At 62.8% G+C, this 19,232-nt stretch carries 22 protein-coding genes; 20 read left to right on the top strand and 2 right to left on the bottom strand.

All coding sequences use genetic code 11. The annotated features are described in order from the left end of the window. The first annotated feature begins 48 nt into the window (after nt 1–48). From fliD to ACP7DE_RS08285, 6 genes are read left to right on the top strand one after another with little or no spacing between them, the layout of a single operon-like run. The gene (fliD, locus tag ACP7DE_RS08310; RefSeq protein WP_426071645.1) at nt 49–2,730 is read left to right on the top strand and encodes a flagellar filament capping protein FliD; all 2,682 of its coding nucleotides are present in this window, start codon (nt 49–51) and stop codon (nt 2,728–2,730) included. A 21-nt stretch (nt 2,731–2,751) separates the two neighbouring features. Further along, on the top strand, nt 2,752–3,198 hold the full coding sequence (fliS, locus tag ACP7DE_RS08305) for a flagellar export chaperone FliS (RefSeq protein WP_426071644.1): 447 nt from the start codon (nt 2,752–2,754) through the stop codon (nt 3,196–3,198). Nucleotides 3,199–3,201: 3 nt separating this feature from the next. Next, the gene (locus tag ACP7DE_RS08300) at nt 3,202–3,528 is read left to right on the top strand and encodes a flagellar protein FliT (RefSeq protein ID WP_426071643.1); all 327 of its coding nucleotides are present in this window, start codon (nt 3,202–3,204) and stop codon (nt 3,526–3,528) included. A 17-nt stretch (nt 3,529–3,545) separates the two neighbouring features. Beyond that, entirely contained in the window at nt 3,546–4,724 is a 1,179-nt protein-coding gene (locus ACP7DE_RS08295; RefSeq protein WP_426071642.1) for a flagellar hook-length control protein FliK, read from the top strand. Next, the gene (locus tag ACP7DE_RS08290; protein ID WP_426071776.1) at nt 4,717–5,043 is read left to right on the top strand and encodes an EscU/YscU/HrcU family type III secretion system export apparatus switch protein; all 327 of its coding nucleotides are present in this window, start codon (nt 4,717–4,719) and stop codon (nt 5,041–5,043) included. The genes ACP7DE_RS08295 and ACP7DE_RS08290 overlap by 8 nt, the downstream gene beginning before the upstream one ends. Before the next feature lie 25 nt (nt 5,044–5,068). Beyond that, nucleotides 5,069–5,815: a flagellar brake protein gene (locus ACP7DE_RS08285; RefSeq protein WP_426071641.1), complete on the top strand. Its 747-nt coding sequence runs from the start codon at nt 5,069–5,071 to the stop codon at nt 5,813–5,815. A 143-nt stretch (nt 5,816–5,958) separates the two neighbouring features. Here ACP7DE_RS08285 and fliE read toward each other — a convergent pair whose 3' ends face one another. Then, nucleotides 5,959–6,261 carry a flagellar hook-basal body complex protein FliE gene (gene fliE, locus ACP7DE_RS08280; RefSeq protein WP_426071775.1) on the bottom strand — a complete coding sequence of 101 codons (303 nt, stop codon included), beginning with the start codon at nt 6,259–6,261 and terminating at the stop codon, nt 5,959–5,961. Here fliE and ACP7DE_RS08275 point away from each other — a divergent pair. The 14 genes from ACP7DE_RS08275 (at nt 6,158) to fliR (ending at nt 17,960) form a co-directional block, all read left to right on the top strand. Then, entirely contained in the window at nt 6,158–6,502 is a 345-nt protein-coding gene (locus ACP7DE_RS08275) for a hypothetical protein (protein ID WP_426071781.1), read from the top strand. The genes fliE and ACP7DE_RS08275 overlap by 104 nt on opposite strands. Before the next feature lie 86 nt (nt 6,503–6,588). Beyond that, nucleotides 6,589–8,304, top strand: a complete 1,716-nt coding sequence (fliF, locus tag ACP7DE_RS08270; RefSeq protein WP_426071640.1) for a flagellar basal-body MS-ring/collar protein FliF — start codon at nt 6,589–6,591, stop codon at nt 8,302–8,304. Next, nucleotides 8,297–9,295, top strand: a complete 999-nt coding sequence (gene fliG / locus ACP7DE_RS08265; protein WP_034787109.1) for a flagellar motor switch protein FliG — start codon at nt 8,297–8,299, stop codon at nt 9,293–9,295. The genes fliF and fliG overlap by 8 nt, the downstream gene beginning before the upstream one ends. A gap of 43 nt (nt 9,296–9,338) precedes the next feature. Further along, nucleotides 9,339–10,052, top strand: a complete 714-nt coding sequence (locus tag ACP7DE_RS08260) for a flagellar assembly protein FliH (RefSeq protein ID WP_426071774.1) — start codon at nt 9,339–9,341, stop codon at nt 10,050–10,052. 89 nt (nt 10,053–10,141) lie between these two features. Further along, entirely contained in the window at nt 10,142–11,458 is a 1,317-nt protein-coding gene (gene fliI, locus ACP7DE_RS08255; protein WP_243136568.1) for a flagellar protein export ATPase FliI, read from the top strand. A 32-nt stretch (nt 11,459–11,490) separates the two neighbouring features. Then, the gene (gene fliJ / locus ACP7DE_RS08250) at nt 11,491–11,931 is read left to right on the top strand and encodes a flagellar export protein FliJ (RefSeq protein WP_426071639.1); all 441 of its coding nucleotides are present in this window, start codon (nt 11,491–11,493) and stop codon (nt 11,929–11,931) included. Nucleotides 11,932–11,950: 19 nt separating this feature from the next. Further along, nucleotides 11,951–13,237 carry a flagellar hook-length control protein FliK gene (locus tag ACP7DE_RS08245; RefSeq protein WP_426071638.1) on the top strand — a complete coding sequence of 429 codons (1,287 nt, stop codon included), beginning with the start codon at nt 11,951–11,953 and terminating at the stop codon, nt 13,235–13,237. 186 nt (nt 13,238–13,423) lie between these two features. Then, nucleotides 13,424–13,936 carry a flagellar basal body-associated protein FliL gene (gene fliL, locus ACP7DE_RS08240; protein WP_426071637.1) on the top strand — a complete coding sequence of 171 codons (513 nt, stop codon included), beginning with the start codon at nt 13,424–13,426 and terminating at the stop codon, nt 13,934–13,936. A 6-nt stretch (nt 13,937–13,942) separates the two neighbouring features. Further along, on the top strand, nt 13,943–14,929 hold the full coding sequence (gene fliM, locus ACP7DE_RS08235) for a flagellar motor switch protein FliM (protein WP_034754035.1): 987 nt from the start codon (nt 13,943–13,945) through the stop codon (nt 14,927–14,929). A 52-nt stretch (nt 14,930–14,981) separates the two neighbouring features. Continuing rightward, a complete protein-coding gene (gene fliN / locus ACP7DE_RS08230; protein ID WP_034754038.1) occupies nt 14,982–15,416 on the top strand; it encodes a flagellar motor switch protein FliN in 435 nt (144 codons plus the stop codon). Next, nucleotides 15,413–16,027, top strand: coding sequence for a flagellar biosynthetic protein FliO (gene fliO / locus ACP7DE_RS08225; RefSeq protein ID WP_426071636.1), 615 nt, complete (start codon nt 15,413–15,415; stop codon nt 16,025–16,027). Before fliN ends, fliO begins: the two co-directional genes overlap by 4 nt. Beyond that, complete coding sequence (fliP, locus tag ACP7DE_RS08220; protein ID WP_426071635.1) at nt 16,017–16,793, top strand: flagellar type III secretion system pore protein FliP; 777 nt, start codon at nt 16,017–16,019, stop codon at nt 16,791–16,793. Before fliO ends, fliP begins: the two co-directional genes overlap by 11 nt. Nucleotides 16,794–16,803: 10 nt before the next feature. Next, on the top strand, nt 16,804–17,073 hold the full coding sequence (fliQ, locus tag ACP7DE_RS08215; protein ID WP_426071634.1) for a flagellar biosynthesis protein FliQ: 270 nt from the start codon (nt 16,804–16,806) through the stop codon (nt 17,071–17,073). A 32-nt stretch (nt 17,074–17,105) separates the two neighbouring features. Continuing rightward, nucleotides 17,106–17,960: a flagellar biosynthetic protein FliR gene (gene fliR / locus ACP7DE_RS08210; RefSeq protein WP_426071633.1), complete on the top strand. Its 855-nt coding sequence runs from the start codon at nt 17,106–17,108 to the stop codon at nt 17,958–17,960. A gap of 9 nt (nt 17,961–17,969) precedes the next feature. On the opposite strand, the gene ACP7DE_RS08205 is transcribed toward fliR, so the two are convergent. Continuing rightward, nucleotides 17,970–19,229, bottom strand: coding sequence for an MFS transporter (locus ACP7DE_RS08205; RefSeq protein ID WP_426071632.1), 1,260 nt, complete (start codon nt 19,227–19,229; stop codon nt 17,970–17,972). Nucleotides 19,230–19,232 lie beyond the last annotated feature (3 nt).

Below are 19,232 nucleotides of genomic sequence, written 5' to 3'. Positions count from 1 at the left end.
TGATTCTGCCGATAACAGCTTATATTAGCGTTTTCCTAGGAGCATTCAGTGGCCATCACACCTACACTATCATCCGTTGGCATCGGCGCCGGCGCCAGCGGCCTGGACGTGGGCGCCATCATCGAAAAACTGATGACCGCTGAAGCGGCCCCCCTGGATACCTTTGACAAAAAAACGGCTTCCTATCAGGCCAAGCTCAGCGCGCTGGGCACCCTGAGCGGCGCCGTCAGCACCTTCCAGGGCTCGCTGTCGGCGCTGACCAATTCAAACAACTTCCGCGCCGTCAGCGCCACGCCGTCCGATCCGCTGGTGCTATCGGCCAGCGCCGGCGCCAAGGCCGTTGCGGGCAACTACAACATCAATGTTTCCCAGCTGGCCCAGGCGCAGACGCTGACGTCGGGCGGCATGGCCAGCAAGCTGTCGACCATCGGCAGTGGTGCCAAGACCACGGTTTCCTTCCAGCTGGGCTCGCTCGCTGGCGGCACTTTTGGTGTAACGGGCACGGTACTGAGCGGCAGCACCCTGCTCACGGGCGTGAGCAACGGCTCGGTGATCATCAATGGCACGGCCATTCCGACGGACGCCGGCACCAAGAGCGCACGCGCGCTGGCGGACGCCATCAACGCCAAGAGCAGCACCACGGGCGTGACCGCCACGGCCCAGCCAACGGCCAGCAACGCCAGCATGTTCAGCGGTTTCGGCAATATTGCCACCGGCGCGGACGGCACCTATTCGCTGTCGGTGGGCGGCATCGAGATCGTTACGCAGGGCAATGGCGTCGCCGCAGGCGGCGGCATCACTGCCGCCTCGCTCGATACGACGCTGGCAGGCCCGAATGCCGTCTCGAATGCGTTGGCTGCGGCGAATATTACCGTCACCGGCAAGGCCGCCGACGGCAACTTGCAATTCACGCGTGCCGATGGCTCCAACCTCAACATCGAAGAAGTGGTCACGGGCAGCGTCATGGGTGGTATCGGACACGCCGCCAATGCCGTCAACGATGGCTCGAATGTCACGCTTGCCAGTTCGATCACCCTGGCCTCGGGCAATGCCAGCCCCATCACCGTCGCCGGCAGCAACCCCGCGGCAGCCGGGCTGACCGCAGGCACGGGCGGCAGCTACATGAACACGGGCTTCACCCAAGATGGCACGCAGGCAACGGGTTCGGTGGTGATCGACGCCACCAACAACAACTTGCAAGGCATACGCGACGCCATCAATAACGCGGGCCTGGGTGTCACCGCCAGCATCGTATCGGACGGCACGGACAAACCGTATCACCTGGTACTCAGTTCGAGCAAGACGGGCGCCAATTCAGCCATGAAGATTTCGCTCAGCGGCAGCGATGGTCAGCCGGCCGACAGCGCCCTGAGCAATCTGCTGTCCTATGACGCTTCCGGCACGCAAAACCTGAAGCAAAACAGTGCCGCGCAAAACACCAACTTCAGCGTCAACGGCATTGCCATCACCAGCAGCTCGAACAGCGTCGATTCGGCGATCGAAGGCGTCACGCTGAGCATTACAAAGATAGGTAATTCCAGTTTATCGGTAGCCAAGGATACAACAACGGTCAAGACCAGCATCACCGCCTTCGTCAAGGCCTACAATGATCTGAACACCTCGATCAGCAAGATGACGGCCTTCAATCCCGATACCAAGAAGGGTGGCATTTTAATGGGCGACTCGACCGTTCAATCGATCCAGAGCCAGTTGCGCAGACAACTGGGCGCGCCGATTACAGGGTTGAGCAGTGGCATGAACACCTTGAGCCAGGTCGGTATTTCCTTCCAAAAAGATGGCAGCCTGACACTCGAGGCAAGTAAACTCGACAAAGCGATCAGCGCCAACTTCGGCGATATCGCCGGCCTGTTTTCGGCCATCGGCAAGGCCACCGACAGCAACGTCGCCTTCACCAGCTCGACGGCCGCCACCAAGCCAGGCACCTATGACCTGAGCATCACCACCATGGCCAGCCAGGGTTCGCTCACGTCCGACGGCGTATTGCCCGCCAGTACCACGATTGCCAGCGACACCACCTGGAATATCACCCTGAACGATACGGAGCCATCGGCGGCCAAGAATACGGCCCAGGTGTCGATACCGGCTGGCACCTATACGCCCGCGCAGATGGCATCGCTGATGCAATCGTCGATCAACGGCGTGAAGGCTTTTTCAGACAATGGCGCGACGGTCTCCGCGTCGATCGACGGCACCGGCAAACTGGTCCTGGTGTCGAGCCGCTATGGCTCCATATCGAACTTGGCACTGAGCAACGGCACGGGAACCGGCACGGAAACCCTGTTTGGCGCGGCCAAGCCCGTCAAGGGGGCCGACGTGGCCGGCACCCTGGGCGGGCAACCTGTGGTCGGCTCCGGCCAGACACTGACGGGCGCGCCCGGCTCGCAGGCGGAAGGCTTGAAAATTGAAGTGACTGGCGGCACCACCGGCTCGCGCGGCACGGTCAGTTTCTCGCAAGGCTATGCCTACCAGTTGAACAACCTGGCCACGTCCTTCCTCGGTACAAAGGGCATGATCACCGGGCGCACGAGCGGCATCAATGAAACCCTGAAGTCGGTGGCGGCGCAGCGCGACAAGTTCAGCGCGAAGCTGACCGACATCGAAGCGCGCTACCGCGCCCAGTACTCGCGCCTGGACGTATCCCTGAACAAATTGCAGGGCACGCAAACCTATTTGACCCAGCAGCTGGCCGCCATCGCCGCCAACCGTTAAGCCCCATCATCAGGAGAATATATGTTTGGAACCCAACAACGCGGCGTCAACGCCTACGCCAAGGTCGGCCTGGAAACGGGCATCGTCTCGGCCTCGCCGCACAAGCTGATCGTGATGCTGTACGACGGCGCCCTGGTGGCCGTGCTCAGCGCGCAGGTGCATATGAAATCGGGCAATATTCCGGAAAAGGGCAAGTCCATCTCGAAAGCCATCCAGATCATCGACAATGGTTTGCGCGCCAGCCTGGACAAGGAGGCGGGCGGCCAGATCGCCGAAGGCCTCGACGCTCTGTACGAGTATATGAGCGCGCGCCTGCTGATGGCTAACCTGAACAACGATATTCCCCTGCTGGAAGAAGTGCAGCGCCTGCTGACCGACTTGCGTGAAACCTGGAACGCCATCGGCACCACGCCCGCCGCCATCCCCGGCGCCGATTTGAAACGTATGCCCAGCCTTGCGAGCGCCTGACCCATGATGACCCATCAAGAAGTCCTGACCACCTACGAAACCATGCAGTCCCTGACGGGCCGGATGGTGACCGCCGCCAGCAACGCCGACTGGGACGCGCTCGAAGCGCTGGAGCAGCAAGTGAGCGCGCATGTGGAAGCGCTGAAGGCGAATGAAGCAAAAGTCGTGCTGGAAAGCGCCGGCCGCCAGCGCAAGGTCGCCCTGATCAAGCAGATATTGGAAGACGACCGCAAGATCCGCGACCTGACCATGCCGTGGATGGCGCATTTGTCCAAGCTGATCAACAGCACCGGCACCGAACGGCGCCTGGCCAACGCCTACGGCGCGTAAGCGCACACGGGGGCGCCATGTTGCCGAAGATGGAAGCCATCGGCATGACGCCCTTGACCCCGGTCAAGGCCACGCGGGCGACCGATGCCGTCGCCGACCCGCGCCAGGCTGAGTTCCAGCGCTCGCTGCAGGGACTGATCGGCAAATCCATGCAGGGCCAGGTGCTGGCCCGCATGGGCGACGGCAGTTACCTGGTGCGCGTCGCCGGCACCCCGGCCCGCATGCAATTGCCGGCCGGCGCCCAGCCGGGCACGGAGATTCCGCTGACCTTGATCGGCATCAACCCCCGCCCCTCTTTTCAAATCGGCGCTCACCGCGATCAGGCCGCCAATCCACTGCTGACCTACGCCGACGCCGATGCAGAACCCGACGCCTTTGACGCGCGCGGCGCCCAGGCCGGTGCAGCCCAGGCGGGCACGCGCGCCAGCAGCACGGCCGCCACACTGCTCAGCCGCGCACCTCTGACGCCGGCCAATTTGCTGCCCGCCCTGGCAGGCGATACGCCGGCGCCGGAACTGAGCACCACCGCGCGCGCCATCAGCACCGTGCTCAGCCAGGCGGAAAGCGTGCCCGGCGCGCCCCTGGCGCTGGTCGGCAAGACGCCGCTGATGGCCACGCCGGGAGCCGATCCGGCGCAGGTGGCGCAAAAGCTGCGCGACACGGTCGGCAGCAGCGGCTTGTTCTATGAATCGCATGTGGCCGAATGGGCCGAAGGCAAGCGGCCGCTGGCCTCGCTGCTGCTGGAACCGCAAATGCAAAAGGCCGCGCCGGGCGAGACGCCCAAGACGGGCACCGACCTGGCCTCGGCGCAACTGATCAATTTGCAGTTGCATACGCACGAACAGGCGCGCGTGCAATGGCAGGGCGAAGCCTGGCCCGGCCAGAAGATGCAGTGGGATATCAGCAAGGATGCGCCGGAAGGACAACAGCACGAAGGGCGCGACGGTGACGAGGAAGCGACGGCCTGGCGCAGCAATGTGCGCTTCCAGTTCCCCCTGTTGGGCGACCTGGCCGCGCACGTGGTGTTGCAGGGCGGCCGCGTGCACATCCAGCTGCAAGCGGGCAGCGAAGGCAGCGCCGACACCTTGCGCCAGCATGCGGCGCGGCTGGAAGCGTCGCTAGCCGCGGCCGGCTGGCCATTGTCGTCGTTGACGATCGCCGGCAAGCCCGAGGGGGCTGGAGAAGATGATGCTTGACGACACCAAGCGCAAGGTGCCGCAGACGGCCGTCGCCCTGGCTTACCAGAGCGGCACGCCGGCGCCCAAGGTGGTGGCCAAGGGCAGCGGCCTGATCGCCGACCAGATCATCAGCACGGCGCGCGAACACGGCGTCTTCGTGCATGAATCGAAAGAATTGGTGGCGCTGCTGATGGATGTCGACCTGGACCGCCAGATTCCGCCCGGCCTGTATCGGACGATTGCGGAACTGCTGGCCTGGTTATATCATATTGAAACTGCGAAGGGCGGCCCCATCCCGCCGCCGCCCGACACCAGCGTCAACCTCACCGATACATAGACAGGCATCAATGCAAGCACATATTATGGATTCCGGCCTCGAAAACTGGCATGACTTTGAAGTGGAATCGCGGCGGGAAATCATCGCCTTGCTGCGCAGCATCAGCGAAAAGAGCCAGCTGATCCGCATGCTGATCCACGGAGAATCCGATGTGTGCGTCACCTCCATCCTGGAAGTCGATGCCGAACGCAATAGCGTCATCCTCGACCGTTCCGTGAACGCCGACCAGAATCGGCGCATGGTGGCCGCCACCGGCATCTCGTTTGAAACCTCGCTCGACAAGATCCGCATCCTGTTTGCCAGCGCCCTGGTGGAAGAGTGCCTTCACGGCGGTACGCCCGCCTTGAAAATTGCCATTCCGGAAACATTGATCCGCTTGCAGCGGCGCGAGTATTACCGCATGAGCACGCCCGTGAGCAATCCCGTGCGCGTCTCGATTTCCCTGCCGCCCTCGCTGGGCGGCGCCGACACCCTGTTTCCGCTGGCCGACATCAGTTGCGGCGGCATCGCCATCCTGGACAATAAACTGATACTGGGCGAGACCATCGGCAGGGACTATCCCGGCTGTCGCATCGACTTGCCCGACGTCGGCATCGTCACCGCCACCTTGCAAATTCGCAATTCGCTGGACATGACCTTGCTGAACAATAAGCTGAACCGCCGCCTGGGCTGCCAGTTCGTCGACCTGCCGCGCAGCATGCTGGCGCATGTGCAGCGCTATATCACGCGGCTGGAGCGTGAAAGGAATGCACGCATGGCGGGGTTGGGTTAACACCTTACAAACCTACTGCGCGTCGCCATTTGCGGCCTGCGATGCTCACTGTACTAAAGTACAGTTCCGCTTCTCAGCCACAACTGGCTTGCACTCGCTACGGTTTGCAAGGCGTTCGTGACATACGAATACACTTGCCTGTATCAAACTTGCATATTCATGATCTCGTGATACGCCGACACTAATTTATTGCGCACCTGCACCGTCGCCTGGAATTCGATGCTGGACTTTTGCATCGACACCATCACATCCGACAGGCTGACCTTGTCGTCGCCCATGGTAAAGCGCTGGCCCAGCGCCGACGACGCCTTTTGCGCGCCGCTCACGGAGTCCAGCGCGCTCTTGAAGGCATCGGCAAAATTCACCTTCGCCGCCGGCATCTCGGTCTGGATCGCCGGTATTTTCGCCTCCGGCCGCGTGGCCGCCGACTTCAGTTGCGCGATCATCGCCTCGATCCTGCTGCTGTCGATACCGCCTGTTTTCACTTTGCCTCCCGATTCTCGTCGATTCCTGCCTGTTGCTTCCGGAGAACAAAACTCCAGTCAGCAAGGCAACGACGGGTACAATAACTTCCGTCACCTGTTGCCAAGGTTCCACAATACCAGTGCCAACGCCAGCCGCTCGGCCGAGCAGGCGGCAAAAGCGCCTTCTGTTTGGACGATTGAAGCGCGTGACAGTGGCGGATAATTCTGCATATCGCCCCCTCCTCCTGAGGAAGCGGCCCGCACGCATCACCCGATACCCGTCAATAACACGCGCCCCGGAAGGCAATCATGGCAGTAGCCGAAGAAATCGATGTGAACCGCTTACCACAGGAACCGGCGCCTGCCCGTTCGCCCGTGGAGTCCGTGCAAGCCTTCGCCAAGACGCCGATGGGCAAGAATTTCCTGCGTGGCCTGGGCGTGGCGGCACTGATTGCCATCGGCGTGGCTCTGTACATGTGGAACCAGCCACCCGAGTACAAGGTCCTGTTTTCCAACTATACGGACCGCGACGGCGGCGCCATCACCGCGTCGCTGGACCAGCTGGGCATCAAGCACAAGTTTTCCGAAGGGGGCGGCGCCATTCTCGTGCCCACCGAGCAAGTCCACGACGCGCGCCTGAAACTGGCCGCGCAAGGCTTGCCGAAAGGCGGCAACGTCGGCTTCGAGCTGATGGAAAACCAGAAGCTGGGCGTCTCGCAATTTTTGGAACAAGTCAATTTCCAGCGCGCGCTTGAGGGCGAACTGGCGAAATCGATCGAATCGGTATCCGCCGTCGACACGGCGCGCGTCCACCTGGCCTTGCCAAAGCCATCCGTCTTCGTGCGCGAACAGCAAAAACCGACCGCCTCCGTGCTGCTGAACCTGCATCCGGGCCGCGGCCTCGACCAATTACAAGTGAGCGCCATCGTGCACCTGGTGGCCTCCAGCGTGCCGGAATTGCTGCCGATCAATGTCACCGTGGTCGACCAGGCCGGCACCTTGCTGTCGAACCAGGAAAAGGACAAGGACCGTGCCAACGGCATCAAGAGCCTGGACCCGAACCAATTAAAGTACGTGCAGCAATTGCAGCAAAGCGTGATCAAGCAAGTCGAATCGATCTTGCTGCCCATCGTCGGCGAAGGCAATGTGCGCGCCGAAGCGACGGCCGATGTGGATTTTTCGCAAAGCGAGCAGGCGGCAGAAACCTACAAGCCGAACTCGCCGCCGGAAGCGTCCACCATCCGCAGCCAGCAAACGAACGAATCGACGGGCGCCGGCAATGCCAACCCGTCCGGCGTGCCGGGCGCCCTGTCGAACCAGCCGCCTGGCGTGGCCACAGCGCCATTGACGGCCGAGGCACCGGGCGCGGCACCGGGCGCACCGACGGCACCGACCCAGAAAGAATCGACGACAAATTACGAAGTTGACAAGACCGTGCGCTACGAGCAGAAATCCATGGGCGGCTTGCGCCGCCTGTCGGTCGCCGTCGTCGTCAACTACCGCCGCAGCTTCGACAAGGATGGCAAGGTCACGGTCAAGCCGATTTCTCCTGCTGAAATGGTCCAGATCAATAATCTGGTCAAGGAAGCGATGGGCTACAACAAGGAGCGTGGCGACAGCTTCAGCGTGGCCAACTCGCCCTTCGACGGCATCGATCGCGCGCCGGAAGGCAAGCTGGAGTGGTGGCGCGACCCGGCCAACTTGCCGCTGGCCAAGGAACTGGCGAAATTCCTCATCACGGCCCTGATCCTGCTGTATATCTTCATCAAGATCGTGCGCCCGATGCTGCGCCCCGTGATGCGCAAGATCGACGATTTCGGTGCCCCACCGCCCGTCATCGAGCCGGAACTGAGCAAGGACGGCGCAGAAAACGAAGTCCTGCTCAGCGAAGCCGAGCTGGAAGAACTGGAAGAAGATACGGCCCGCGGTTATCGTGAAAACCTGGCGATGGCCAGGAAACTGGCACAGGAAGACCCGCGCGTGGTGGCCAACGTAATCAAAGCATGGATAGGCAATAATGACTGAGACAACGGGACTGCAAAAAGCATCCATCCTGATGCTGGCACTGGGCGAGAGCGAAGCGGCCGAGGTCATGAAATTCCTCGGCCCGCGCGAAGTGCTGAAACTGGGCGCCGCCATGGCCACCATGAAGGGCATTGCGCACGAACAGGTGGTCGAGGTGCTCGACGACTTCCGCGCGCAGACGGAACTCAATTCCACGGTCGGCCTCGATTCGGACGAATATATCCGCCAAGTCCTCACCAAGGCGCTGGGCGACGACAAGGCGTCCGTGCTGCTGTCGCGCATCCTGGGCGGCAAGGATGCGTCCGGCATCGAATCGCTGAAGTGGATGGATTCGCAATCCGTGTCCGAGCTGATCCGCAACGAACACCCGCAGATCATCGCCACCATTCTGGTCCACCTGGAACGCGACCAGGCCTGCGAAATCCTCGGCCATTTCACGGACCGCCTGCGCAACGACGTGGTGCTGCGCATCGCCACCCTGGACGGCGTGCAGCCGGCCGCCTTGCGCGAACTCAACGATGTGCTGACGAAACTACTGTCCGGTAACGAAAACATCAAGAAATCGTCGCTGGGCGGCGTGCGCGCGGCAGCCGAGATCCTCAACTTCATGAGCGGCGAGCAAGAAGGCTCCGTGATGGACAATATCAAGAACTACGACAACGACATGGCGCAAAAGATCATGGACGAAATGTTCGTGTTCGACAACGTGATCGACATCGACGACCGCGGCATTCAATTGCTGCTGCGCGAAGTGCAGTCGGAAATGCTGATCATCGCCCTGAAAGGCGCCTCGCAAGAGCTGCGCGACAAGATCTTCAAGAACATGTCGCAGCGTGCCGGCGAGATGATGCGCGAAGACCTGGAGTCGAAAGGCCCCGTGCGCCTGTCGGAAGTGGAATCGCAACAGAAACAGATCCTGCAAATCGTGCGCCGCCTGGCGGACGAAGGGCAGATAGTACTGGGTGGAAAAGGCGAGGATTCGTTTGTCTAATTTAATACCCAAAGAGCAACAAACCGCATACCAGCGCTGGGAAATGACCTCGTTTGGCGACGAGCGTCCCAGCGTGGTGGCGGCGCGCAAGCTGCTCGAACCGGAGCCGGAAGCACAATTCGACCCGGGCGTTGATCCATACGGCGAGCTGCACGAAGAAGAGCTGGCCCCGCCGCTCGAGTATCCGACGCAGGAAGAACTTGACGCCATCCGCGAAGAAGCGCGCGCCACGGCCTTCGATGAGGGCCGCGCCGCCGGCTATGCGGAAGGCCACGCGGCCGGGCATGCCGATGGCCATGCCGCGTCGTATGCGGAAGGCAAGGCGACATCTGCCGTGGAGTTGGCGCATCTGCAAACCATCGCCGTCGACTTCGGCACAGCCGTGCACCAGGCCGATGAACTGATCGCCAATGACGTGATGGAACTGGCCTTGCAACTGGCCAAGGGCATGCTGAAAGCGGCCTTGCCCGTGCGCCCCGAGCTGATGCTCCCGATGGTGCGCGAAGCTATCGAATACTTGCCCGTGCTGCAACAACCGGCCTTGCTGATGCTTAATCCGGAAGACGCGCAAGTGGTGCGCGACGGCATCGGAGATGAGCTCGACAAGGGTGGCTGGCGTGTCATCGAAGACCCCAGCGTGGAGCGCGGCGGTTGCAAGATCGACACGGCCAGCAACCAGATCGACGCGCAGACGTCCACCCGCTGGCAGCGCCTGACACATGCGCTGGGCAAAGACCTGGACTGGCTGGCGCCGTGAGCGAGCCCGTCAAAGGCCCGGCTGCCCATGCGGCGCGCTGGCGCGCCTACCTGAGCGACTGTTCGGCCGTGGTCGGCTTCGTCGAACCGATGCAAATTTCGGGCCGGGTCACGCGGGTCGCCGGCCTGGTGATGGAAGCGGTGGGCCTGCGCCTTGCCGTCGGCGCCGCCTGTACCGTGCCGCTGCCGAATGGCGGGCGGGTCGAGGCGGAAGTGGTGGGTTTTGAAGGCGAGCGCCTGTTTTTGATGCCGCAAAGCGACGTCGAGGGCATCGTGCCCGGCACGCGCGTGTTTTCCGTCGAACCGGCCATTCCCCGCCCGGGCAGCGTGGCGCACCCGCGCCGCCGCCCCAGCGACCGCGCGCGCCACCTGCCGGTGGGCCCGCAACTGCTGGGCCGCGTGCTCGACGGCGCGGGTCGCCCGCTCGACCAGCTTGGTCCCCTGCTCACGACGGACAGCGCGCCCATCAATGTGCGCCCTGCCAATCCGCTGGGCCGTGCACCCATCGTGACCACACTGGACGTGGGCGTGCGCTCGATCAATGCCATGCTGACCGTAGGCCGAGGCCAGCGCATGGGCCTGTTCGCCGGTTCCGGCGTGGGCAAGAGCGTGCTGCTGGGCATGATGGCGCGCTACACGGAGGCGGACGTGATCGTCGTCGGCCTGATCGGCGAACGCGGCCGCGAGGTGAAGGAATTCATCGAGCAAATCCTCGGTGCCGAAGGCCTGGCCCGTTCCGTCGTCGTGGCCGCGCCGGCCGACACGCCGCCCCTGATGCGCCTGCAGGGCGCCGCGTATGCGACGGCCATTGCCGAGTATTTCCGCGACCAGGGGCAAAATGTACTGCTGATCATGGATTCGCTGACCCGCTACGCCATGGCGCAGCGCGAAATCGCCCTGGCCATCGGCGAGCCGCCCGCCACCAAGGGTTATCCGCCGTCCGTCTTCGCCAAGCTGCCCGTGCTGGTGGAACGGGCTGGCAACGGCGAAGAAGGCGGCGGCTCGATCACCGCCTTCTACACCGTGCTGACCGAGGGCGACGACCAGCAGGACCCGATCGCCGACTCGGCGCGCGCGATTCTCGACGGCCATATCGTGCTGAACCGCCGTTTGGCGGAAGCGGGACACTACCCGGCCATCGACATCGAGCAATCGATTTCACGTGCTGCCCACTCGATCACCACGCATGAACACCAGCAGCAGGCGCGCAAGCTCAAGCAACTGTATTCGCGCTATGAACGCAGCCGCGACCTGATCAGCGTGGGCGCCTACAGCGCCGGCACCGATCCCGTGCTGGACCAGGCCATCGCCCTGCATGAAAAGATCGAGGCGTTTTTGCAACAGCAAATTACGGAACGGGTCAGCATGGACGAGAGCTTGGGGCAACTTACCGCTCTATTCGACTGATTAGGGCTTGCATAGCGGGAATATAATCAAGCATGGCTTCTCCTTCCCAACTTGCAACCCTGATTGACCTTGCCCAGCGCGAAACGGATGATTGCGCCAAGCGTCTGGGCGCGGCCCTGAAAGCGCTCGCCGATTGCCGCGAAAAGCTCGACATGCTATCCGGCTACCGCGATGACTATGCCCAGCGTTTTGAGGCAAGTATGAGCAATGGCATTACGCCCACGGCCTACCGCAATTTCCAGGCCTTCATGGTCAAGCTCGACAGCGCCATCCTGGGCCAGCAGCAAGTGGTCGAGCATGCGCAAGCGCGCAGCGACAATGAAAAGATGCGCTGGCAGCTGGCCGAACGCAAGCGCATGTCATACACCACCCTGAACAACCGGGCGCTGGAACAGGCGCTGAAGCTGGAAAACAAGCGCGACCAGAAAGCAATGGATGAGCACGCGGCGCGACAAGCCTATTACAAACGCTAAGCAACACTGAGGCAGCATCATGCAAACCCTGCAAAACCCGATTTCCCAGATTGTCTCGCCAAACGCCACGCCGGGCGCCGCCAACCGCAGCCAGCCGCCCAGCAGTGGCACGGCGGGCGACTTCCAGCGCACCTTGAACCGCCAGATCGAGCAACGCCAGGCCAGCCGCAATTTGGAGCAAGCAGCACCGGCGGCGCCCCGCCCCGCCAGCCCTGCCGCCACGCCGGCACCCGCCCAGGCGCCGACCAAGGAAACGAAGCCGGCGCAAGCCGGCACCGAACCGGCAGCCAACAGCGAACAGCCATCCGCGCCTGCCACCGCGGCAGCCGTGCCCGCCAGCGGCGATGCTTCCAGCACCGCGGCCGAGGCAAGCGTGCCCGCTATCGCCACCGCGACAGCACCGCAGCCAGCCGATCCGGCCGCCGAGATGCTGGCCTTGGTGGGCAGCATCCAATTAGCCATCCAGCCGCCAGCGGCAGCAGCCAAGGCCGTGCCGGAACTGCCCGCGCGCGCCAGCGTCAAGGCCGACGGCAAGGGCCTGACAACAGCGCCATTACTGGCAGCCGGCCAAGGCAGCGTCAAGGCTACCGCCACTGTCGTCGCGCAAGCCGACAGCGGCGACTTTGCCGACAGCCTGGGCCAGGCCCAGAGCAAGACAACAGCCACGCCCGGCACCAACGTGCCGACCGGCAAGGCCGAGCCGGGCAAGCTGACCATCGATGCCCAACTGGCAGCCACCGCCAGGGCTGGCACCGCCGTGGCCGAAGCTATCATCAAGGAAACGCCAGCCGACCTGAGCCGCCTGGCGGCCCAGTTGCAGCCAAGCGCGCTGCAGCAGGCTGCCGCCGCCGTGGCCGTGCCGGCAGACAAGCTGACGGGCCGGGTCGGCACGCCGGCCTGGGACCAGCAACTGGGGCAGAAAGTCGTGTGGATGGCGGCCGGCGGCGACCAGAGCGCCACCCTGACCTTGAATCCGCCCGACCTGGGTCCCGTGCAAGTGGTCCTGACGGTCACCAATGACCAGGCCGATGCCGCCTTCATGTCAGCCCAGCCCGAAGTGCGTCAGGCGCTGGAAGCGGCCATGCCGCGCCTGCGCGAGATGATGAGCGAAGCGGGCATCGCCTTCGGCAACGCCACCGTCTCGGCCGGCACGCCGGAACAGCAAAACAATGGCGAACGGGCCGCCTCGGGCGGGCGCCGCGGCAATGGCCAGGGCGGCGACGTAGCGGGTGGCGAGATCGCCATCGCGCCAGCGGCAGGCGGACGCAGCCGGCCAAGCCTGGGTGCCGTGGATACCTTTGCCTGAGGATAATTCGTCGTCCACACGCCACTGGCGCGCCCCACAGCGTAACTTTTCGTCTAAAAACAGCGAGTTGAGGGCGCTTCCGCCCTCTTTTCACCGCATCCTTCTGCGCAGAATTTGCCGATAATGACATAATGGCGTCGTGATCCACTTCCATGCACTTGAGTACCATTGAAAGCAAATCCAAAAATGAAAGCAGATCCGAAAGCAGATGCAGGCCTGGCCCCTGCCGGCGCCTCGAAAAAGAAGCTTCTGATCATCGTGCTGGCCTCGGTGCTGGTGGCCGGCGGCATCGGTGGCGGTGCCGCCTGGTACTTCCTGCATGGCAAGGCTGATAAAGAAGAATCGGCGCCCACCAAGAAGAAAAATACCGCTTCCAAGGCAGGTCCGCCTGTCTTCGTGCCGATCGATTCCTTCACCGTCAACTTGCAGCCGGAAAATGGCGAGCAATACCTGCAAATCGCGTTTACCTTGCAGGCCAGCAGCCCGGAAGAAATGGACTTGATCAAGGTCAACATGCCGAAAGTGCGCAGCCGCTTGCTGCTGCTGCTGTCCGGCAAGAAGGCATCCGAACTCAATACCGTGGAAGGCAAGCAGCAACTGGCGGCCGAAATCATCAATCAGGTGAACCAGCCGTTCGAGGACAAAGGGCCGGAGCAGGACGTGACGGACGTATTATTTACCGCATTCATCATTCAATAAGCAGCCATGGCCGATAATTTCCTCTCCCAGGAAGAAGTCGATGCCCTTTTGAAGGGCGTCAACGGAGACCAGGACGACGCGCAGGCGCCGGAAGATGTCACGGGAGTTCGTACCTACAACCTGGCAACCCAGGAGCGCATCGTGCGCGGCCGGATGCCAACGTTGGAAATTATCAACGAGCGTTTCGCCCGTCTGCTGCGCGTGGGCCTGTTCAACTTCCTGCGCCGCAGCGCCGAAGTGTCGGTGGGTTCCGTGCGCGTGTCGAAATACAGCGAGTTCATCCGCAACCTGGTGGTGCCGACCAATTTGAACCTGGTCCACATGAAGCCGCTGCGCGGCACGGCCCTGATGGTCTTCGATCCGGGCCTGGTCTTTCTGCTGGTCGACAATCTGTTTGGCGGCGACGGACGTTTTCATACGCGTGTCGAAGGGCGCGACTTTACGCAGACGGAGCAGCGCATCATTTTGCGCATTCTCGACATCGTCTTTGAAGCCTACACCAAGTCGTGGGAGCCGGTCTTCCCCGTCGAATTCGAATATATCCGCTCGGAAATGAACACGCAGTTCGCCAACATCGCCACGCCGAACGAGGTGGTGGTGGCGTCCACGTTTACGGTGGAACTGGGCTCCGTTTCCGGCCAAATCCACTTCTGCATGCCGTATTCGATGATCGAGCCGATCCGCGATTCGCTGACCTCCAGCCTGCAGGGTGAAGCGCTGGAAGTGGACAAGCGCTGGATCCGCCTGATGACGCAGCAGATCCAGATCGCCGAAGTCGAACTGGTGGCCTCGCTGGGCACCGCGCGCGTCTCGTTCGACGAAATCCTGAACATGAAAGTGGGCGACATCATTCCTCTCAACATTCCCGAACTGATCGCCGCCACCGTCGACGGCGTGCCCGTCATGGATTGCACCTACGGCGTGTTGAACGGACAATATGCGCTGAAGGTCGAAAAGTTGCTGGCGAATGCCGACAATATGAATAATCATTAAGTAATGCACTCGGGCCGCGCTGCGGTCCGCATCTGTACAACAGGAGAAACACATGTCTGACAACCAAGACGACCAAAGCGCGGAAGACGATTGGGGCGCGGCCATTGCCGAGCAGGCCAAGGCGGAAGCCGAAGCACTGCAAAACCAGGCTGCCAATACGGCCAGCGCGGCCAGCGCCGCCGTATTCAAGGACTTTTCCAAGCAGGCATCGAAGTCGGAAACACACAACGATATCGATTTCATCCTCGATATCCCCGTGCAACTGACGGTCGAACTGGGCCGCACCAAGATCGCCATCAAGAACCTGCTGCAACTGGCGCAGGGATCCGTGGTCGAGCTCGACGGCCTGGCGGGCGAACCGATGGACGTGCTGGTGAACGGCTGCCTGATCGCCCAGGGCGAAGTGGTGGTGGTGAATGACAAGTTTGGTATCCGCCTGACGGACATCATCACGCCTTCCGAACGTATTCGAAAATTGAATAAATGAAGCCTGGCCTGTTGATTTCCACCTTGCTGCCGCTGGCAGCGGCGTGCTTTATCGCCCAAGCCGCACCGGAACCTGCATCGGCACCGGCGTCCACGCCGGCGTCCGCAGCGGTGACGGCAGCAGCGCCGGCGGCCAGCACAGTCAAGCCCCCTGCCGAAGTGGCAACTGAAAAACCCGCTACCGCCGCTGAAGCGGCGCCCGCGCCTGCCGCCGCCCTGCCCGTCATGCCACCCGGCGCGCCCATGACGATGGCACCGACGAGTTCGGCCGGTAGTTTGCTGCAAACCATCCTCGCGCTGGTGTTCGTGCTGGCCCTGCTGATCGGCCTGGCCTGGTTCATGAAGCGCTATGGCCCCAAGGTGATGGGCGGCAACAACAAGATGCGCGTCGTCAGCTCGCTCAACCTGGGCGGACGCGAACGCATCGTCCTCGTCGAAGTGGCGGACCAGTGGATCGTCGTCGGCGCCTCGCCCGGCCGCATCAACGCGCTGGCCACCATGCCGCGCCAGGAAGGCGAGCCGCCGCAACTGGCCACGGCGCAAAACGGCCCCGCGGCCGCCAATTTTTCCGAGTGGCTGAAACAGACCATCGAAAAACGCAATGGGAAATAAGCAGCAGATGGCGTGGTCCAACGTGAAGACTCCCCTGACCTGGCTGCTGGCGGCCGTCGCGCTGGCCTTGCCGCTGTGGGCCATGGCCCAGCCGGGCATCCCGGCCTTCAACAGCACGCCGGCGCCGGGCGGGGGACAGAATTACTCGCTGCCGGTGCAGACGCTCATCCTGATGACGTCGCTCACCTTCCTGCCGGCGGCCCTCTTGATGATGACCTGCTTTACGCGCATCATCATCGTGCTGTCCCTGCTGCGCCAGGCCATCGGCACGCAATCGGCACCGCCCAACCAGGTGCTGGTGGGACTGGCCCTGTTCTTGACCCTGTTCGTCATGGGTCCCGTGTTCGACAAGATGTATACGGATGCCTATCTGCCTTACCAGGAAAACAAGATCAGCATGCAGCAAGCCATGGACAAAGGCGTCGATCCGCTGAAAACCTTCATGCTCAAGCAGACCCGCCAGGCCGACCTGGCCCTGTTTGCCAAGATGTCGCGCTCGCCGGCCCTGCAAGGTCCGGAAGACGTGCCGCTGCGCATCCTCGTGCCTGCCTTCGTCACGAGTGAACTGAAAACGGCGTTCCAGATCGGCTTTGCCATCTTCATCCCGTTCCTGATCATCGACATGGTGGTCGCCAGCGTGCTGATGTCGATGGGTATGATGATGATGTCACCGGCCACGATCTCGCTGCCGTTCAAGCTGATGCTGTTCGTGCTGGTCGATGGCTGGCAACTGCTGCTGGGCTCCTTGTCACAGAGTTTTTACTAGGGGAAATACGATGACACCCGAAAGCGTCATGACCCTGGGCCGCCATGCGATGGAAATCACCCTGATGGTGGCCGCGCCCATGCTGCTCGTCGCCCTCATCATCGGCTTGATCGTCAGCATCTTCCAGGCGGCCACGCAGATCAACGAGTCGACCCTGTCCTTCATCCCCAAGCTGGTCGGCATCTTTGTCGCCATCGTCGTGGCGGGCCCGTGGATGCTGTCCGTCATGCTCGACTACATGCGCCAGGTATTTACCGGCATTCCAAACCTGGTAGGCTGAGTTGCTGCAGCGCCCGCCATTGTGCTGACCTTATGCTAACCCTGTCGAGCATCGAACTGAATACCTGGATCGCAGCACTGCTGTGGCCGCTTAGCCGCATCCTTGGCCTGATTGCGGCCGCTCCCCTGTTCGGCAACGCGGCCGTGCCAGCCAGCGTGAAGGTGACCCTGGGTGCGCTGCTGGCCATGATCATCGCCCCCACCGTACCGGCCCTGCCTGCCGTCAACCCGATGTCCTTGCCCGGTTTGCTGATCCTGACGCAAGAGATGCTGGTGGGCCTCGCCATGGGCTTTTCCATCCGCATCGTGTTTTCCGCCATCGAAATGGCCGGCGAGCTCAGCAGCCTCACCATGGGCCTGGGCTTCGCCTCCTTCTTCGACCCGCAAACCAAGGGCCGCTCGTCGGCCATCAGCCAGTTTCTCGTCATGCTGGCCACGTTGATGTTTCTGACCGTTAATGGCCACCTGGTCTTGCTGGCGGCGCTGGCGGAAAGCTTTGTCAGCCTGCCGATTTCATCGAGTCCCATCAGCGGCGGCGGCTTCCAGCAGTTGGCGGCCTGGGGCGGGGAAATCTTCCGTTCCGGCCTGCAGATTTCGCTGCCCATCATCGCTGCCTTGCTGCTGACCAACGTGGCGCTGGGCATTTTGACGCGCGCCGCGCCGCAGCTGAATATTTTCGGTATCGGCTTCCCCGTCACCCTGGGCGTGGGCTTGCTGGTGATCGGCATGGTCCTGCCCTACCTGGCCACGCCCTTCCAGAACATGTTCCTGCGCGGCATAGAAACGGCGCGTTTGCTGCCGCGCGGCTTTGCCACGCGCGACCGCCCGCCCCCGCCCGCGCCGCAGAACCCCTTGCGTCCCGCGGCGCCGGCAACACCGGCGCGATGAGGCCCGGCCTCAAGACTGGTCGCTGCCGAGCGCCAGGCGCCAGCGCCGCACATCGAGATTCACACGCAACTGTTGATGTTTGACCAGGTAGCGCACGCCGACCAGCGCCGCCGCCAGGCCCGACAGGGCGGCTATGCCCAGCGCCCAGCGCGGGCCGAAGGTATCGGCCACCCAACCAACGACTGGCGCGCCCAGCGGCGTGCCGCCGGCCGAGATGGCCAGCAGGATGGCCATCACGCGGCCCCGCATGGCGGACGCCGTCGACAGTTGCACACTACTGTTGACGCTGGTGGTAAACGTTTGCGCGGCGATGCCGATGACCACCAGCATCATGCCGAACAGCCAGTAATTGGGCATCACGGCGGCCAGCGCGCAGGCCAGGCCGAACAGCGCAGCGGCGCCCAGCAGCAAGGCCAGGGTGGGCTGGCCGCGCCCGGCCGCCAGCAGGGCGCCGGCCACGGAGCCGCAAGCCATCACGGAACTGAGCACGCCATACTGGCCGGCGCCCGCATGGAAGGCCGTCACCGACATGGTCGACAGGAAAATCGGAAAATTCAGTCCGAAGGTGCCGATCAGGAACAGCATCAGCAGGATGGCCATCAAGTCGGGCCGCTGGCGCACGTAGCGGAAGCCCTCGCCCAGGCTGGCGCGCGTGGCCTTCAGGCGCGGCGCGCGGCGCAGCAATGCCACGCGCAGCAGCAACAGTGAACCGATCACGGCCGCAAACGAGACGGCGTTGATGATGAAGACCCAGCCGCTGCCGACGCTGCTGATCAACAGCCCCGCCACGGCAGGGCCCAGCATGCGCGCCGCATTGAACGAAGTGGAATTGAGTGCCACGGCATTCGTCAAATCTTCCTCACCGACAATTTCGGAAACAAAGGTCTGACGCACGGGCGAATCGAAGGCCGTCACACAGCCCAGCAGGAAAGCAAACACATACACGTGCCACAGTTGCACAAGGCCGCTGATGCACAGTATCCCGAGTCCCAGCGCCAGCAAGCCCATGGCCGCCTGCGTACACAGCAACAATTTCCTGCGGTCGAGCAGGTCGGCCGCCATGCCCGTCAGGGGCAGCAACAGTAGTTGCGGGCCGAATTGCAAGGCCATGACGATGCCGACGGCGCTGGCATTGTGCTGCGTCAATTCGCTCAGCACCAGCCAATCCTGCGCCGTGCGCTGCATCCAGGTGCCGATATTCGACACCAGGGCGCCAGCGGCCCAGATACGGTAATTGGGAATGCGTAGAGAACGGAATGTGTTGCTCATCTG

Origin of the sequence: Janthinobacterium sp. DSP2-3-3 (assembly GCF_049897325.1) — a bacterium.
In the GTDB taxonomy this organism is placed as follows: domain Bacteria; phylum Pseudomonadota; class Gammaproteobacteria; order Burkholderiales; family Burkholderiaceae_D; genus Janthinobacterium.
The sequence above is the reverse complement of the archived record's forward strand: the minus strand, read 5'-3'. Positions and strand labels throughout refer to the sequence as shown.

Coding starts and splice junctions, on each gene's coding strand:
- ACP7DE_RS08295 (WP_426071642.1), top strand. CDS start 3,546: ATGTTGCCGAAGATGGAAGCCATCGGCATGACGCCCTTGACCCCGGTC.
- fliO (WP_426071636.1), top strand. CDS start 15,413: ATGAAGCCTGGCCTGTTGATTTCCACCTTGCTGCCGCTGGCAGCGGCG.
- fliR (WP_426071633.1), top strand. CDS start 17,106: ATGCTAACCCTGTCGAGCATCGAACTGAATACCTGGATCGCAGCACTG.
- ACP7DE_RS08285 (WP_426071641.1), top strand. CDS start 5,069: ATGGATTCCGGCCTCGAAAACTGGCATGACTTTGAAGTGGAATCGCGG.
- fliS (WP_426071644.1), top strand. CDS start 2,752: ATGTTTGGAACCCAACAACGCGGCGTCAACGCCTACGCCAAGGTCGGC.
- ACP7DE_RS08260 (WP_426071774.1), top strand. CDS start 9,339: ATGACCTCGTTTGGCGACGAGCGTCCCAGCGTGGTGGCGGCGCGCAAG.
- fliF (WP_426071640.1), top strand. CDS start 6,589: ATGGCAGTAGCCGAAGAAATCGATGTGAACCGCTTACCACAGGAACCG.
- fliI (WP_243136568.1), top strand. CDS start 10,142: ATGCAAATTTCGGGCCGGGTCACGCGGGTCGCCGGCCTGGTGATGGAA.
- ACP7DE_RS08300 (WP_426071643.1), top strand. CDS start 3,202: ATGATGACCCATCAAGAAGTCCTGACCACCTACGAAACCATGCAGTCC.
- fliG (WP_034787109.1), top strand. CDS start 8,297: ATGACTGAGACAACGGGACTGCAAAAAGCATCCATCCTGATGCTGGCA.
- fliN (WP_034754038.1), top strand. CDS start 14,982: ATGTCTGACAACCAAGACGACCAAAGCGCGGAAGACGATTGGGGCGCG.
- fliL (WP_426071637.1), top strand. CDS start 13,424: ATGAAAGCAGATCCGAAAGCAGATGCAGGCCTGGCCCCTGCCGGCGCC.
- ACP7DE_RS08205 (WP_426071632.1), bottom strand. CDS start 19,229: ATGAGCAACACATTCCGTTCTCTACGCATTCCCAATTACCGTATCTGG.
- fliE (WP_426071775.1), bottom strand. CDS start 6,261: ATGATCGCGCAACTGAAGTCGGCGGCCACGCGGCCGGAGGCGAAAATA.
- ACP7DE_RS08245 (WP_426071638.1), top strand. CDS start 11,951: ATGCAAACCCTGCAAAACCCGATTTCCCAGATTGTCTCGCCAAACGCC.
- fliM (WP_034754035.1), top strand. CDS start 13,943: ATGGCCGATAATTTCCTCTCCCAGGAAGAAGTCGATGCCCTTTTGAAG.
- ACP7DE_RS08290 (WP_426071776.1), top strand. CDS start 4,717: ATGCTTGACGACACCAAGCGCAAGGTGCCGCAGACGGCCGTCGCCCTG.
- fliJ (WP_426071639.1), top strand. CDS start 11,491: ATGGCTTCTCCTTCCCAACTTGCAACCCTGATTGACCTTGCCCAGCGC.
- fliP (WP_426071635.1), top strand. CDS start 16,017: ATGGGAAATAAGCAGCAGATGGCGTGGTCCAACGTGAAGACTCCCCTG.
- fliQ (WP_426071634.1), top strand. CDS start 16,804: ATGACACCCGAAAGCGTCATGACCCTGGGCCGCCATGCGATGGAAATC.